General features: G+C 58.2%; 15 protein-coding genes and 1 tRNA gene. 13 read left to right on the plus strand and 3 right to left on the minus strand.

Annotation, left to right across the window (positions count from 1 at the left end):
- The first annotated feature begins 94 nt into the window (after positions 1-94).
- Together OHL14_RS02990 and OHL14_RS02995 are read left to right on the plus strand one after the other, a co-directional pair.
- Positions 95-1,033 (plus strand): ABC transporter permease, encoded by a 939-nt coding sequence (locus tag OHL14_RS02990; protein WP_263377826.1) that lies wholly within the window; start codon positions 95-97, stop codon positions 1,031-1,033.
- A 114-nt stretch (positions 1,034-1,147) separates the two neighbouring features.
- On the plus strand, positions 1,148-1,936 hold the full coding sequence (locus OHL14_RS02995; RefSeq protein ID WP_263377827.1) for a hypothetical protein: 789 nt from the start codon (positions 1,148-1,150) through the stop codon (positions 1,934-1,936).
- Between the two features lie 3 nt (positions 1,937-1,939).
- Here OHL14_RS02995 and OHL14_RS03000 read toward each other — a convergent pair whose 3' ends face one another.
- Entirely contained in the window at positions 1,940-2,401 is a 462-nt protein-coding gene (locus tag OHL14_RS03000; protein ID WP_263377828.1) for a metallophosphoesterase family protein, read from the minus strand.
- Positions 2,401-3,234, minus strand: coding sequence for an ABC transporter permease (locus tag OHL14_RS03005; RefSeq protein ID WP_263377829.1), 834 nt, complete (start codon positions 3,232-3,234; stop codon positions 2,401-2,403). The genes OHL14_RS03000 and OHL14_RS03005 overlap by 1 nt, the downstream gene beginning before the upstream one ends.
- Before the next feature lie 141 nt (positions 3,235-3,375).
- On the opposite strand from OHL14_RS03005, the gene OHL14_RS03010 reads away from it, so the two are divergent.
- The 3 genes from OHL14_RS03010 to OHL14_RS03020 all read left to right on the plus strand — a co-directional run bounded on the left by OHL14_RS03010 (position 3,376) and on the right by OHL14_RS03020 (position 5,998).
- Positions 3,376-4,368 (plus strand): NAD-dependent epimerase/dehydratase family protein, encoded by a 993-nt coding sequence (locus tag OHL14_RS03010; RefSeq protein ID WP_263377830.1) that lies wholly within the window; start codon positions 3,376-3,378, stop codon positions 4,366-4,368.
- A 25-nt stretch (positions 4,369-4,393) separates the two neighbouring features.
- Positions 4,394-5,167: a WecB/TagA/CpsF family glycosyltransferase gene (locus tag OHL14_RS03015; protein ID WP_263377831.1), complete on the plus strand. Its 774-nt coding sequence runs from the start codon at positions 4,394-4,396 to the stop codon at positions 5,165-5,167.
- Positions 5,168-5,230: 63 nt separating this feature from the next.
- Entirely contained in the window at positions 5,231-5,998 is a 768-nt protein-coding gene (locus OHL14_RS03020; RefSeq protein WP_263377832.1) for a CAP domain-containing protein, read from the plus strand.
- 21 nt (positions 5,999-6,019) lie between these two features.
- Here the strand turns inward: OHL14_RS03020 and OHL14_RS03025 are convergent, their stop codons facing one another.
- Positions 6,020-6,598, minus strand: a complete 579-nt coding sequence (locus OHL14_RS03025) for a carboxymuconolactone decarboxylase family protein (protein ID WP_263377833.1) — start codon at positions 6,596-6,598, stop codon at positions 6,020-6,022.
- Between the two features lie 177 nt (positions 6,599-6,775).
- Here OHL14_RS03025 and OHL14_RS03030 point away from each other — a divergent pair.
- From OHL14_RS03030 to OHL14_RS20150, 8 genes are all read left to right on the plus strand, one after another.
- Positions 6,776-6,850 (plus strand) — tRNA-Asn (locus OHL14_RS03030).
- Between the two features lie 375 nt (positions 6,851-7,225).
- Positions 7,226-7,912: a TetR/AcrR family transcriptional regulator gene (locus OHL14_RS03035; protein ID WP_263377834.1), complete on the plus strand. Its 687-nt coding sequence runs from the start codon at positions 7,226-7,228 to the stop codon at positions 7,910-7,912.
- Positions 7,909-8,424, plus strand: a complete 516-nt coding sequence (locus tag OHL14_RS03040) for an SRPBCC family protein (RefSeq protein ID WP_263377835.1) — start codon at positions 7,909-7,911, stop codon at positions 8,422-8,424. Before OHL14_RS03035 ends, OHL14_RS03040 begins: the two co-directional genes overlap by 4 nt.
- Positions 8,421-9,374 carry a TIGR01777 family oxidoreductase gene (locus tag OHL14_RS03045; RefSeq protein ID WP_263377836.1) on the plus strand — a complete coding sequence of 318 codons (954 nt, stop codon included), beginning with the start codon at positions 8,421-8,423 and terminating at the stop codon, positions 9,372-9,374. Before OHL14_RS03040 ends, OHL14_RS03045 begins: the two co-directional genes overlap by 4 nt.
- A gap of 212 nt (positions 9,375-9,586) precedes the next feature.
- Positions 9,587-10,279: a DoxX-like family protein gene (locus tag OHL14_RS03050; protein WP_263377837.1), complete on the plus strand. Its 693-nt coding sequence runs from the start codon at positions 9,587-9,589 to the stop codon at positions 10,277-10,279.
- On the plus strand, positions 10,276-10,953 hold the full coding sequence (locus OHL14_RS03055) for a DUF4166 domain-containing protein (RefSeq protein WP_263377838.1): 678 nt from the start codon (positions 10,276-10,278) through the stop codon (positions 10,951-10,953). Before OHL14_RS03050 ends, OHL14_RS03055 begins: the two co-directional genes overlap by 4 nt.
- A 238-nt stretch (positions 10,954-11,191) precedes the next feature.
- Complete coding sequence (locus tag OHL14_RS03060) at positions 11,192-11,926, plus strand: DUF6088 family protein (protein WP_263377839.1); 735 nt, start codon at positions 11,192-11,194, stop codon at positions 11,924-11,926.
- Positions 11,927-11,934: 8 nt separating this feature from the next.
- A complete protein-coding gene (locus tag OHL14_RS20150) occupies positions 11,935-12,195 on the plus strand; it encodes a nucleotidyl transferase AbiEii/AbiGii toxin family protein (RefSeq protein WP_396270800.1) in 261 nt (86 codons plus the stop codon).
- Positions 12,196-12,305 lie beyond the last annotated feature (110 nt).

Here is a 12,305-nt window from a genome sequence, read left to right on the forward strand (position 1 = left end):
TCTCCGATAGAGTTTGTTCTTCTTGCCCTGAGCGCAGTCGAAGGACAGCAACGTGTGAAGCACGAGCGTCCGCCATGTATTCTGACCATGCACTATGGCTGCATTCCTTCGCATACTGAAACGCGTCGTCATCACCCTGCCTGTCATCTGGCTGGTCGTTACGGTTGTCTTCCTGCTGATCCATATCGTTCCGGGCGACCCCATCGTGCAGATGCTTGGAGATGGAGCGACAGCAACGGACATCGAGGCGTTTCGCCATCAATTGCGGCTCGACTTGCCTCTGCACACACAGTATCTGGAGTATTGGACCGGGCTGCTTCATGGCGACCTGGGTCGCTCGCTGCGGCTGCATGACTCCGTGCTGCACCTCATACTGCAGCGTTATCCCTACACGCTTGCGCTCACAGTGGCGGCGACAGTGATTGGCGCGTTGCTGGCTATCCCTGCAGGCGTTGCCTCTGCACGGCGTCAGAACGAGTGGCCTGATCGCACGCTTGGCGTAGTCAGTCTCTTCGGGCTTTCGTTTCCCAACTTTGCGCTCGGGCCTATTCTGATCGTGTTCTTTGCCATAGGACTCGGCTGGCTGCCTGTTGCTGGCGCTGGGGTTGGCACCGCGGGCTTTCTCGCACACCTGATCCTGCCTGCGGTGACTCTCGGTGTGGGAATGGCGGCGATCCTCACTCGCATGGTGCGAACGTCGATGCTCGAAGAACTCTCACAGGACTACATTCGCACGGCCCGAGCCAAGGGTCTTTCGGAGCGCACAGTCGTGTATCGGCACGCGCTGCGGAACGCTCTGAACCCGGTGTTGACGGTGCTTGGGCTGCAGTTTGGATCGTTGTTATCCGGAGCGATTGTGACGGAGACGATCTTCAGCTGGCCGGGTCTGGGGCGGCTGACGCTGTCGGCCATCTCGAATCGCGACTATGCGTTGGTGCAAGGGTGCATTCTTGCGATTGGCCTGACGTATGTGGCGGTGAATTTGTTAACGGACTCACTGTATGCGCTGGCCGATCCTCGCATGAGGCGCTAGACGACTGTGGTCGCATGAAACGCTCGTCCTTGGTACTCAAGACAACGCATTTGAGTTCCCGTATTCTTCGATCAACGTACGTTGAATCCGCGTCCAAACTCCGAGACTTATTCCATGAAACCTGCCTATCTTGTACTGCTTGCTCTTGTATCCGCTGCCGGCGTCGCCCAGAAGGCGTCGAAGCCAGTTCCTGTTCCTGAGGCCGAACCGGCGGAATCCAAAACGCAGGCGTTTGTAGACAAGCACTATCAGGTAAGCTTCACAGTGCCGCGCGGGTGGGAGGTCGCCCGCAAGGATTACCAGGTGAGCACCTTCCATCTTGACGCGCGTTCGGCTCCTCAGAAGTCGCAGCTGCGCGGGCTGGCGATGCTGGACTTCAACCCATTCGCTCGCTCGACGCTCTCGGGGGCGATCTTCTACTTCAGTGTCGAACCCAAGACGACGGACGTGGAATGTGCCGCGCAGGCGACGATACCGAGCGGAGGGGCAGCGATCGACCCGGCCGAGTTCGCCTCGACCGCTCCGGTGTCGTCAAAGGTGGAGACACCGCAAAACCATAAAGACGTTCAGGATGTTGCGGGGATCACCTTCGCCCACGGACACGACGAGCATGGGCGCGTCTGCATCGAGGCCCGCGACGAGGTCTATACCGCCTGGCACAAGCACGCGTGCTATCGATTCGACCTGGCGATCAATACCTTTTGTCCTGAAGGTAGTGGTGCTGAGCCCATCAGCCTGGAACAGGTGCGAGCGGTGGATCAGCGCATGGTCGATATTCTCTCTACCGTCACGTTTGGATGGGAGAAGTCCGCACCCCATCCCATCGCCGCGCCCCCTTTGCCAGCGCCTGAACCTGCGAAGAAAGATGCGCCGACGAGAGTCATCCCCGCGACGGCTCTTTGATGGTTACGGCGTTGCCAGTTCGACGATCCGAGCTTGTGGCAGGCCTTGTTCGATCGAGACAATCGCTATTGTAACGGGGAGCTTGAAGCGTCTCGGTCCTGCGCTGCCTGGATTCAGAAAGAGGACTTCGTCGCGCAACGCGATATCCGGTTTGTGCGAGTGTCCGCTTACGACCAGCTTCACCCCTGCGACCCGGGGCAGGATGTCGATCCAGTCCAGGGAGTGGACAAGGTACACGAAGCAACCGGCGAGTTCGACCATCTCGGTCGCAGGCAGGAGAGCGCAGTCCCCATGGATATCCACGTTGCCGCGAATGGCCGTAACGGGTGCAAGCTCCCGAAGGCGATCCAGGATCTCTGGGTTGCCGACGTCGCCGGCATGAAGAATGTGATCGACATCTGCCAAGGCAGCAAGGGCCTCAGGTCGGAGCATTCCATGAGTGTCGGAGATGACTCCTATGCGCATTAGAGGCCACCATCGTGGTTTGCGGATCGGCTGCGAGGATCGAGATAATCACGCAGGCCATCGCCAACGAAGTTGAAGGCGAGCACACAGAGAGCGACGGCGACAGCCGGGAAGAAGACGAGATAGGGAGACTCGAAGAGATGTGAGCGGGCGTCATTGAGCATCGCGCCCCAGGTTGCGGTGGGCGGTTGAACGCCGAGACCAAGGAAGCTGAGGGTAGCTTCAGCGAGCACAGCAGTAGCCATGCCGACGGCGGCCTGAACCAGCAGGGGCTGCACGATGTTGGGCAGGATATGCCGGGTCATCAGCCGCAGGTCGGAAGCGCCGAGTGAACGCGCTGCCTGCACGTACTCTCTCTCTTTCACGCTGAGAACCTGTGCGCGAACGAGCCTGGCGTAGTTCACCCAGCCTGCGAGAGCCAGGGCGAGAATGAGGTTGACAAGGCTCGGACCGAGGAACGCCACGAATGCCACGGCAAGCAGGATACCGGGCAACGCGAGGAATGCATTGGTGAGGTAAACGTTCACAACGGTATCTATCCAGCCACCGTAAAAGCCTGCGGCCATGCCGAAGGCAAGACCGAGCGCGAGCGAGAGGGCGACAACGGCGACAGCCACAGAGAGAGAGACGCGCGCGCCATAGAGTGTGCGCGAGAAGACATCGCGACCGAGCTCATCCGTGCCGAACCAATGCGACGCGGAGGGCCCAATGAGTCGTGCAGAGAGGTTAAGCTTCGCGGGATCATGCGGAGCGATCCAAGGTGCAAGCAGAGCGCACAATGTGAAGAAAAACAGCAGCGTTACTCCTGCCGCTGCAAGGCGATTATGGGACATCCATGCCTTCACGCGGGCCTGGTCTCTGGTTTGAAGGTACAGATTCGGGTTATCTTCATCTAAAGCCTGCTTTCTGTCGATCTTATTCTTGCAGGTCACGCTTCACTAACGGTAGCAAGTTTTCCATGGAGTCTGGCGGGCATGAGTTTTGAGGGTAAGCGCGTTGTGGTTTGCGGGGCGGGTGGCTTTATCGGTGGGCACCTGGTGCAACATCTGCTGGCGAACGGCGCTGCTTCGGTCCGCGCCGTCGATGTGAAGCCGCTCGGCGGGTGGTACCAGACCGCTAAGGATGCCGAGAATCTGTCGCTCGATCTGAAGGACCTGAACCACTGCCTGCGCGCCACCAAAGACACAGAGCTGGTGTTTCAGCTGGCTGCGGATATGGGTGGGATGGGTTTTATCGAGAACAACAAGGCCCTGTGCATGTTGAGCGTGTTGACGAATACGCACATGTTGATGGCGGCGCGTCAGCAGGGTGTGGAGCGGTTCTTTTATTCGTCTTCCGCATGCGTCTATAACGGCGACAAACAGACAAGCGCAGACGTGATTGCGTTGAAGGAGTCTGACGCGTACCCAGCGCTGCCGGAGGATGGCTATGGATGGGAGAAGCTTTTCTCCGAACGGATGTGTCGGCACTTCGAGGAGGACTTCGGGCTGGTAGCGCGGGTGGCTCGCTACCATAATGTGTACGGTCCGTTGGGTACCTGGGACGGCGGTCGCGAGAAAGCGCCGGCGGCGATCTGTCGCAAGGTGCTGGAGGCGAAGCACTCCGGCAGGCACGAGATCGAGATCTGGGGCGATGGACGTCAGACACGCAGCTTCATGTACATCGACGACTGCGTGAAGGGTACGATCGATATCGCGGCGAGCGAGATAGACGAACCGATCAACCTGGGTTCGAACGAGCTGGTGACGATCAACGGGCTCGTCGATATGGTGGAAGAGATCGCGGGTGTCAAGCTCGTGCGCAGCTATAACCTGAGTGCTCCGAAGGGAGTGAACGGTCGTAACTCTGATAACACCTTGATCCTGGAGAAGCTGGGTTGGGAGCCTTCCATTCGGCTGCGCGAAGGCATGGAAAAGACCTACCACTGGATCGAGCAGCAGATGCTCTCTGGAGCAAAGGGGAAGTAGCAGGGCGTTACCGCTCTAAAGCATCATGACAACCCTCTCTCTCGATCCCGGGCAGCGCACGATTCTTGGAGTGCGTTTTTTTCTCGGCACGGCAGCTGAAGCGGTAGAACGCTCTGCCGCGGGTGGGCTGGTGCTGATACCGGCTGCGCCAGCTCTGGTGGAGATTGCAACGAACCGCGTATATCGCGAGGCGCTCCTGGCCGGGGACATCGTCCTCACCGACTCGGCGTTCATGGTGCTGCTGTGGAACCGGTTTGAGCAGGACCGGATCCGAAGAGTGTCGGGGCTTACGTATATGCGCGAACTACTGCAGCTGGAGTGCTTTCGCGTAGCAGGGCAGACGCTATGGATCATGCCCAGCGAACGTTCGGTGTCGCGGACGTCGCGCTGGTTGGGAAGACAGGGCATCGAGGTGCCATCGACGCACCTGTACGTCGCGCCGATGTATCCCTCCGGGGAATCAGTCGTTGTGGCCGATCCAGCGCTGCTGGCACGGATCGAGCAGCTGCGTCCGCGACATATTCTTCTGGGCATTGGTGGCGGCACACAGGAGCCGCTCGGAGCCTATCTGAAGAAAAATCTAAGCTATCTGCCAGCTATCCACTGCGTGGGCGCGGCGATCGGCTTCCTGACTGGCGAGCAGGTTGCTATTCCGGTTTGGGCGGATCGCTTCTATTTGGGCTGGCTGCTACGAACGCTGCATCAGCCGAGACGCTTTGCTCCGCGCTACTGGGAGGCGCGGAAGCTGTACGGTCTGTTGAAGCGATGGCGCGATCGGCTGCCAGAGCTGCGAAGTTGAGCCTAGAGCGGAGAAGTTATATCGGCACCGCATCATCTTTCCCTGATCGGTGTCTACACACATATGAAACCTAGCTGGGTGATCTGCCTCTTCTTCGCGTTGTTGTCGCTGGGGTCGACCTTGCCGGTGGCGCGGGGTCAGCAGACCTCAGTGGCCGAGCAGTATCTATTCAATGCATTGAACGCAGAGCGGGTGCAGCGACATCTGAAGCCGGTGCGCTGGGATGCAGCGCTGTATCGCGCTGCTACGTACCATGCGGACGAGATGGCGGAGCGCGGCACGATCTCGCACCAGTTCAGCGGCGAACCGGAGTTGTCAGCTCGCGGTGCCCGAGCGGGCGCGCACTTCAGCGTCATCTCGGAGAATGTGGCGATGGCGCCGAACGCGGTGGAGATCCACGATATGTGGATGAAGTCGCCGCATCATCGGGACAACATCCTGGACGGAACGGTCAACCGGGCGGCCATCCGCGTGGTGCGACGGGATGGCGAGTTGTTTGCGGTGGAGGACTTCGATCACGTGGTTGTGGAACTGTCACTTGCGGAGCAGGAGGAGCGCGTCGCGCTGCTGGTTCAGGACGCAGCGACGATTGAGATCCTGCCAACGAGCGAGGACGCACGCCGCACCTGTGAGATGGACAGTGGGTACGCTGGCAGACGGCGACCCTGGTTTGTGATGCGGTTCACCGCAGGCGAACTGGACCACCTGCCGAATGCACTGGTGGACAAGCTGGGCTCCGGTAAATATCGGGAGGCCATTGTGGGGGCATGTCCGGCAAGTGGGACGAAGAACTTCTCGGCGTACAACGTGGCGGTGCTGCTGTATCCGTAGAGGCCGCCCGGCGTTCTCGGATCAGGCCGTGACGGGAGTGACGCCCGCTTCGGCAAGCTCTTCGGCGCTGGCTGGCCTGGTGGGTTCCATCTGCAACATATTGTTGAAGCGGTTGAAGTAGTTGAAGAGCCCGACAGCGGCCATGAGCTCGATGACTTCGCCTTCGGAATAGAAGCGCTTGAGGTCAGAGAGGTCTTCTTCGGAGTAGTGCAGGGAATCCGAGGTCATGATTTCGGCCATGTGCAGCGCGACCCTTTCGGCCTCGCTGAAAAGGCTGCTGTCGCGCCACTTGGTGAGGGCTTCGATCTGCTCCGGGGTTGTGCCGAGGCGAAGGCTGATGGCCGTATGACTCGCAAGGCAGTAGGACGTGCAGTTGAGCTGCGAGGTGCGAACGACCAAGAGCTCCTTCAGGCGAGGGGGGAGCGTGCCGGTGTTGAGCACTGCGTGCATATGCGCTGTAGCGGTCTTGAAGATCTCTGGACGATGCGCGAGGGTGCGGAAGAAGTAAGGTACATTGCCGCGGTCCTGTAGAAACTGGTCGTAGACATCGCGAAGTTCGGGTGCGACCTCGGAGCGGTTTAGGCGGCTAATGCGTGGCATCGTGTGCTTCCTCCCTGTGTGCTGGTAATGATAAACGCTAGCGTGTTCCACAGAGGAACTGCGAGGGCCTTTGACCCATGGGCGATGGTTTGGTATAAAAGATCAAGAGCGAAGTCGTGCGGCCCTAGAAGAAGTCGATACGGGCGGCCACTTTAATCGAAAGCGTTTCCCACGCGATCCTGAGTAGCTCAATGGCAGAGCATTCGGCTGTTAACCGAAGGGTTGTAGGTTCGAGTCCTACCTCAGGAGCCATAAACACCATAGAAATGAATAAGTTGCAGGAGCCACCCGAGAGGCGGCTTTTTTCGTTTTGGTCAGGTGGCTGTTTTGGTGGCTGTTGAGGAAATTGGGTGGCTGCGCTTTGCCGATCTGTTCAATTTGGATAATCTTGCTCGCGCGTGGGGTCGCGCACAGGTAGGGATTGGATTTTCACCCATCTCGCCAACCGCGCTGCCTGTTTAGAGTGTCTCTCGATGTTCGTCCGCTGGATAGCAGCTAATTGCTTTTGCGAGATTCAATATCCCAGTCCAATGGATCACGATCTAGCCAGTCAGTCCTTAATCTTCTAGATTTGACCACGTTCAAATAGTTATTGACGTCCATGACTCGAACGCGCATGATTTGACCATGGTCAAAAACGAGTTGGCAACGGACAAAGGCGAGCAAACCCGCAAACAAATTTTTTCGAGCGCTCTCGAGCTCTTCCGGGAGCGCGGATTTGATGCCACCACCATGCAAGCCATCGCAGCTCATGCCGGCGTCGTGAAGAGCGCCGCCTACTACTACTTCCCCAGCAAAGAAGCTTTGATCCAGGCTTATTACGAGAATGTTCAGACCGCGCAGGAGCGTCTTTGCGGCGAACTCTTCAATACGACCAGAGATCTGAAGACTCGTTTGGTCACAGCTCTGCATTCAAAGTTTGACTTGACCAAGGATGATCGCAACCTGCTCGGAGTGGTTTTCAGGTATACCGGGGAGCCCCACCATCCACTCTCCTGCCTCGGTCCTGGCACCGCCGAGATTCGCCGTCGTAGCACCCAGGTGTTCCAGGACGCCATCGCAGAGGAAAAGCTCCCTCAGGACCTTCGTGTCCTGCTTCCGCTTGCACTCTGGGCGTTGCAGATGGGACTGCTGGTGATGTTTCTCTACGACGACTCCGAAAACCAGCAACGAACACGCCGAATGGCGGATGGTGCCCTGAACCTGACATTGAAGCTGCTTGGGCTCGCAAAACTTGCCATCCTGAAGCCCATCCGGAAGGCGGTTCTCGAGTTGTTGCAACAAGCTGAACTGCTCCCAGGTGATGCCCTATGATCCGAATCGACGAAACCACCCTCATCCATGCCCCGATTGAGCGCTGCTTCGATCTCTCCCGAAGTGTTGAAGTTCACTTACTCGCAAACGTTCACTCCGGAGAACAAGCCATGGCCCTCGGCGGTATTACGTCCGGCCTTGTGGGGCTATCACAGGAGGTGACGTGGCGGGCGAAACACTTCGGCGTCTGGCAGACCCTGACCAGCAAGACGACCGCTATGGAGCCGCCTCGATATTTTCAGGTAACGATGGTCCGAGGGATCTTCCGCTTCATGCAGGCCGACCACCTTTTCCGCTCCGTCGAGCCTGGTATCACCGAGATGACCGATCGCTTCTGTATCGCGGCCCCTCTTCCGGTGCTTGGTCCGATTGCCGAGGCTATCTTCCTGCGCCGCTACATGCTTGCTCTTCTGCGTGAGCGAAACGCTGTCATCAGGCAGGTGGCCGAATCCTCAGACTGGCAGCGGTATCTGCAGAGCGAGCCGGATCAGGAAAGGTGCTCATCCTTATGAAAATCGTCATTGCAGGTGGAAGCGGACAGGTTGGCACCATTCTTGCTCGACACTTTCACAACGAGGGCAACCGAGTCTTAGTCCTGAGCCGGCACGTACAGAAAACGCCATGGCAAACGCTTCACTGGGACGGTGCAACACTGGGGCCTTGGCTTGCGGACGTAGACGATAGCGATGTCTGGATCAATCTTGCAGGCAGAAGTGTGAATTGCCGCTATAACAAGCGGAACCGTAGCGACATTTTAAACTCACGCGTTCTGTCCACGGCGGTTCTCCATGAAGCGATCACGCGGCTTGAGAGGCCGCCTGAAGTCTGGCTCAACGCCAGCACCGCGACTATTTATCGTCATGCGCTTGATCTCTCGATGGATGAAGCCAGTGGAGAATTGGGAGGAAACGAGCCGGGAGCACCGGATACGTGGAACTTCTCCATCGGAGTCGCAAAAGCCTGGGAAGAGGCGTTCTTCTCCATCAAGACTCCAGGGACGCGTCAGGTGGCTCTGCGAAGTGCCATGACCTTCAGTCCCGACCGCGGGGGCGTCTTCGATGTCTTCTCGAAACTGGTTCGTCACGGCCTAGGTGGTACGAATCTACCCGGAACACAGTTTGTTTCCTGGATCCATGAGGTCGACTTTATCCGGACAGTCGAATTCTTGATCGCCAATCCGGCCATTTCAGGACCTGTAAACGTTGCGTCTCCTCTTCCACTTCCAAACTCGCAGTTTCTCCGTATTCTGCGCGAAGCGTGGGGGGCTCGCTTCGGTGTGCCGACGCTACCGTGGATGCTCGAGATCGGTACGTTCCTGCTCCGCACCGAATCCGAGTTAGTTCTGAAGAGCCGCCGCGTTGTGCCGGGTCGACTACTTGATGCAGGGTTTACATTCCGCTATCCAACATGGCACCAGGCTGCGCTGGACCTCGTTGCCCGCTCGCGGAGGTATGCCCTGTGACCGCAACGTCTGGTCTATACATTGAGATCGACATCCAAGCTGACATCGATCTAGTTTGGCGCCTCAGCCAGGATCCGGCTTCGCATTAGCGCTGGGACCTGCGCTTCAGCGAGATTGAGTACCTCCCGCGACCGAATCCTAACGAACCGCAACGTTTTCTCTATCAGACACGCATAGGCTTCGGTCTTGCTGTCGCCGGCACCGGCGAGAGCATGGGGCAGCGGGACTCTCCAGGAGGAGCTCGAACATCTTCGCTGCGATTTGCGTCGGACGATTGGAAGTCGCTCATCACAACTGGGTCCGGTTATTGGCGCTACCTTCCTAACACGCGTGGCGTACGTTTCCTTACCTGGTACGACTACGAGGTGCGCTTTGGCACTCTGGGGCGCTGGGTCGACCGCCTGCTCTTCCGGCCCCTGATGGGCTGGGCAACTGCCTGGAGCTTCGACCGGCTTCGCCTTTGGGCTGAAACCGGACAGACACCCGAGTCCACGCTCAGGCTCTCCCTTATCCATGGTGTGGCCCGCATCAGCCTGGCGGCCATCTGGTTCTGGCATGGGCTTGTGCCAAAGCTTCTGTTTCACCACGTTGACGAACAGGCAATGCTCGTTCAGGCTGGTTTGTCGATCAGGCTTCTGCCTTGGCTGGGGGCACTTGAGATCGTGTTTGCCTTGATCATCTTGGGCGGTTGGCGTTGGCGCTACATCTTCCCAGGCAATATCGTGATCATGGCTTTAGCCACACTCGGTGTAGCTCATTATTCCCCGGAGTACATCCAGGCAGCTTTCAATCCTGTAACGCTAAACCTCTCCGTCATCTCGCTCTCCATTGCGGGCTGGCTTTCTTCACCCATGCTGGCCTCAGCGAGTCGCTGCCGTCGCAAGCCGGCCAAGGAGCAACCATGATCTCCATCTACGAACGCGCTCTTGGTGCCGATTTCTTCAAGCTTCATCCCCAGATTCAACGCCGGTTCTCCCTCCATTCACAGTCGGGGGTCGGTGCAGTGGGCACCGGAACGATGGAACGGATATGGCACGGAGCTCCCTATACGTTGCCTTTTTTGTACGTCGGCACTTGGCGGAGCATCATGTTCCCCGAACATGGAAAAGATGTTCCATTCACGATCGAGAACTACGCCTACATTGATCCGCTCGGTCGAGAAACTGTTAGTTGGGTGCGGACCTTCTCCACTAAACGCAAGCGCCGCTTCGACGCCTACATGATCTTCAGTGAAGAACGCGGCTGCATCATCGACTACCTCGGCACACACCAGCACTTGGCGGTGGATATACAGGTAAGCGTTGCTGACAATGGCGGCCTTAGGCTCCGCTCTGGAGAGCAACGCTTCTACGAAGGACCAATCGCCTTTCGCTTTCCTTGGCTCTTCACTGGTGTAGCAGATGTTTGTGAGTGGTATGACAACGATCAGGAATGCTTCTGCATCGACGTGAGTGCCAGGAACCGGATCTGGGGAGGGCTCTTCGGGTACCGTGGTCGGTTCACGGTTGATTGGGTCAAGATGGCTCCAGAGCAAGTCCCGAGCGCGATCCTGCCCAAGCGCCTCGAAGCGAGAGTGTAACGCTTCAACCCGGCCTCGAGCTTGCAAGTCCTGTTCAGGTCTTACCCATTTTTAGCCAAGACATCGAAGCGATAAGCCTTCCGAGCATGGAGGGTGAGATGTCGGCGGGAGAGCCGAAGCGGGTCGAGGAAGATAGTAAAGCGGATGGAGCCTCATCAGGATTTTGTTGCATTTTCCTGACATCTGAATATACTAAAAAGTAAGAACTTTGCTACATTTATCTGACACACTCCTATCCATGTCTACTCCAGCATTCAGCATTCCAGCCGCCATCAGGGACCGCATCTCCGCCCCGCACCCGCGCGTCTGGACTCCGGAGGACTTCGCCGACCTGGGACCCCGCACGGCGGTCGATCAGGCCCTCCATCGGCTGGTTGCTTCCCGCAGCCTGCGGCGGATTGCGCGCGGCTTCTATGACACTCCCCAAGACAATCGGCTTACCGGAAAGCCTACCTATCCAAACCCTCGCGACGTGATCGACGCGCTGGCTCGCAAGGGCAAAGTTCGGATCGTGGTCGATGGCCTCACCGCCGCCAACGATCTTGGCCTCACCGATGCAGTTCCGACGCGCATCGGTGTCCTCACTGATGGACGCTTGCGGCCCATCACCCTCGGCAACCTCACTCTCGACTTCCAGTCAGCCGCTCCCAGCCGCCTCTACTGGGCGGGCCGCCCCGCTATGCGCTTTGTGCAGGCGCTGCATTGGCTGCGCGATATGCTTCCCTCCGATGATGGAACCCTTCGCAAGCGCCTTGCCTCTATCCTCAAAGACGCGGATCATGGACAGGCCATTCAGAACGATTTGCGCGGCGGAATGTCGGCAATGCCGGAGTGGATGCGGGTCATCGTGCGCGATCTACTCCAGGAGGTTAGTGGCGGAGTACCGCAGTCTGCAAAGAAAGGGAAGCTCGCCAGACGCGCACCAGCACCGCCCCCTATCATTCAGAAGAAGAGGGTTTCACTTAACCGATGATCGAGGCTATGCAAACCGTACTAGCCGCGAGCGACGAAGAGTGCCGCGACCTTTTCGTGGGCGCCGCCGACCGGCTCCGCACAAACGAGCAGAACATCGAGAAAGACTTCTGCGTTTGCTGGACACTTGACGCGCTCTTCAATGAATTGGAGGCCGGTGGCCCACGCCTGCTCTTCAAAGGGGGCACGTCGCTTTCCAAAGGCTACGGCTTGATTGAACGCTTCTCCAAAGACATCGACATCACCGTCTTCCGGGAAGACATTGGATAGCCCACGACCTTCGAGGAACTGGAGGCTATGAGCGGGAAGAAGCGTAATGCCCGCCTGGAGGCCATCAAAGCTGCGTGTCAAGAGTACATCCTAGGCCCGATGCTAGAGCA

This window comes from Granulicella paludicola, from assembly GCF_025685545.1.
Classification (GTDB): domain Bacteria; phylum Acidobacteriota; class Terriglobia; order Terriglobales; family Acidobacteriaceae; genus Granulicella; species Granulicella paludicola.

Bases quoted from the DNA above. Each gene is read 5' to 3' on its own strand.
- OHL14_RS03025 (WP_263377833.1), bottom strand. From the start codon at position 6,598: ATGCCACGCATTAGCCGCCTAAACCGCTCCGAGGTCGCACCCGAACTT.
- OHL14_RS20150 (WP_396270800.1), top strand. From the start codon at position 11,935: ATGCAAACCGTACTAGCCGCGAGCGACGAAGAGTGCCGCGACCTTTTC.
- OHL14_RS02995 (WP_263377827.1), top strand. From the start codon at position 1,148: ATGAAACCTGCCTATCTTGTACTGCTTGCTCTTGTATCCGCTGCCGGC.
- OHL14_RS03005 (WP_263377829.1), bottom strand. From the start codon at position 3,234: ATGTCCCATAATCGCCTTGCAGCGGCAGGAGTAACGCTGCTGTTTTTC.
- OHL14_RS02990 (WP_263377826.1), top strand. From the start codon at position 95: ATGGCTGCATTCCTTCGCATACTGAAACGCGTCGTCATCACCCTGCCT.
- OHL14_RS03045 (WP_263377836.1), top strand. From the start codon at position 8,421: ATGAAAATCGTCATTGCAGGTGGAAGCGGACAGGTTGGCACCATTCTT.
- OHL14_RS03055 (WP_263377838.1), top strand. From the start codon at position 10,276: ATGATCTCCATCTACGAACGCGCTCTTGGTGCCGATTTCTTCAAGCTT.
- OHL14_RS03060 (WP_263377839.1), top strand. From the start codon at position 11,192: ATGTCTACTCCAGCATTCAGCATTCCAGCCGCCATCAGGGACCGCATC.
- OHL14_RS03035 (WP_263377834.1), top strand. From the start codon at position 7,226: ATGGTCAAAAACGAGTTGGCAACGGACAAAGGCGAGCAAACCCGCAAA.
- OHL14_RS03050 (WP_263377837.1), top strand. From the start codon at position 9,587: ATGGGGCAGCGGGACTCTCCAGGAGGAGCTCGAACATCTTCGCTGCGA.
- OHL14_RS03040 (WP_263377835.1), top strand. From the start codon at position 7,909: ATGATCCGAATCGACGAAACCACCCTCATCCATGCCCCGATTGAGCGC.
- OHL14_RS03010 (WP_263377830.1), top strand. From the start codon at position 3,376: ATGAGTTTTGAGGGTAAGCGCGTTGTGGTTTGCGGGGCGGGTGGCTTT.
- OHL14_RS03000 (WP_263377828.1), bottom strand. From the start codon at position 2,401: ATGCGCATAGGAGTCATCTCCGACACTCATGGAATGCTCCGACCTGAG.
- OHL14_RS03020 (WP_263377832.1), top strand. From the start codon at position 5,231: ATGAAACCTAGCTGGGTGATCTGCCTCTTCTTCGCGTTGTTGTCGCTG.
- OHL14_RS03015 (WP_263377831.1), top strand. From the start codon at position 4,394: ATGACAACCCTCTCTCTCGATCCCGGGCAGCGCACGATTCTTGGAGTG.